The organism is Kitasatospora sp. NPDC057198 (assembly GCF_042670125.1).
Taxonomy (GTDB): Bacteria; Actinomycetota; Actinomycetes; order Streptomycetales; family Streptomycetaceae; genus Kitasatospora.
This window is the reverse complement of record NZ_JBHUWH010000846.1, coordinates 1-1,525: the sequence shown is the minus strand read 5'-3', so window position 1 is coordinate 1,525 and position 1,525 is coordinate 1. Positions and strand designations below refer to the sequence as shown.

Sequence of the window (1,525 nt, the reverse complement as noted above, 5' to 3'; positions counted from 1 at the left end):
CTCCCGCTCCACCTCACCCACCAACTCCACCTCACCCACCAACACACCCGCATCCCCCACCACCCCCGCAAGCAACACCCCAAAATGACCCACCAGTTTCGAGTCGAAGTGGTCAGTCTCGCAGTGGACCCATCCAGTGATTCCCTCAGGATCGCCGTGAGCGTCGTACATCGCCTCCAGCTCCACGGAGAGGTCAAACCTGGCCGTCTCCTTTTCGACAGCCCGCCGAGCTGGAGCTCGACAGGTATCAGGCTGCCCGCCATCGTGATCGGCACCCGGATGCACGAAGACCGCACCCTCAGTGTCTCGTATCTGGAACATCAGTTCCCGAAACGCCATGTCATCGGCGAGGTCCGTCCACCGGGTCACTCGCCGAAAATTCTTTACATCATCCGCAGAGTTCTCTTGAAGCAAAAGGATCCGAATCACAGCACCCGCGTCGACGCCCAGCCGGTTCAGCCAAACCACGAGAGTCGCATGCAAAACCGTCAACAGGTCGACGTCATTTTCATCCGCCAAGGCCATGGCTGCCGCATGCACCGAAGCATCGACCCGGAACTCCACCCGCCCGCGCACCCGATCGAATTCTACGTCCCCTACACGGTTCTCCGGCAGCAGCATTTTCCACTCCCCGACAAATAGTGAATTTGCGCGATGGCTTCACTGCCTCCTCGCGCACCCTGCCCATCTCCGTGAAGTCGAGATTCAGCGGCGACACAAAGATGGCTTCATTAGCAACCTCGATTATTTCTACAGCGGCTGTGTTCGCGTATTGGACCTTTGGGCAACGCCTTGAGCACCCCAGAGCGCCCGATCCGACATCGATGTACGCCGCCGAACCAGTCACTCGCATGCCTGGAGCACAGCGAGTCCTCGATCTTCCACGCGCGACGGCACACCAGCACGATCGCCCGAGTTGCGCATAGATCACCGAAATCATCCGAACCGTTCACCTATGTCCGGAACGCCAGAAAAAACCCAACCTGAAGCCAAGTGAGCATTATGACCGCTGCACTAAAGTTCAATGGCCTTCACTAAATTCGCGTGACACTATCATCTGTGGGCAATTATTGATTACAGGGCAATCCCGACAGAAAAGGACCGGTGGTCTCGTGTTCCGGCGAATCCCCTCGCATGGAGAGCTAGCAGAAGCCCTGTCGGACGTCTGGGGTTCTGCGGTCGGATCGGACGGCGAAATATCCACCGTCTTGGAGAACTCTGCGCTGCTCGACCAGGCGGTCTCACGGCTGGCGTCGGACTTCGGGATAACGGTTCCGGCCGGACTGATGGAGGGTGCGGAAACCTTCGATCAAGTGGTGGCCGCAATCAGCGCACTCGCAGCAGCCGAAACGGCAGCCGCTTTCGGCATCGACATGGAAGAAATGGCCCCCGACCGGTTCGATCGGAACTCAGCTGCGATGGACGGCGTCGCGGGTGCGGATGGTTCGGTGGTGCGTCCCGTGGTGCGGGATGCGGGGCCGTTGCCGGTGTCGTTCGCGCAGCAGCGCCTGTGGTTCCTGGACCA

The 1,525-nt window shown here is 59.7% G+C and carries 2 protein-coding genes; one reads left to right on the top strand and one right to left on the bottom strand.

Features of this window, described 5'->3' with window-relative positions; all coding sequences use genetic code 11:
• Positions 1–621, bottom strand: a 621-nt coding sequence (locus ACFUEL_RS39580) for a hypothetical protein (protein ID WP_380243049.1), incomplete at its 3' end; no start/stop codon positions are given.
• 587 nt (positions 622–1,208) lie between these two features.
• On the opposite strand from ACFUEL_RS39580, the gene ACFUEL_RS39575 reads away from it, so the two are divergent.
• A partial coding sequence (locus tag ACFUEL_RS39575; RefSeq protein WP_380243047.1) for a hypothetical protein occupies positions 1,209–1,525 on the top strand: 317 nt, incomplete at its 3' end.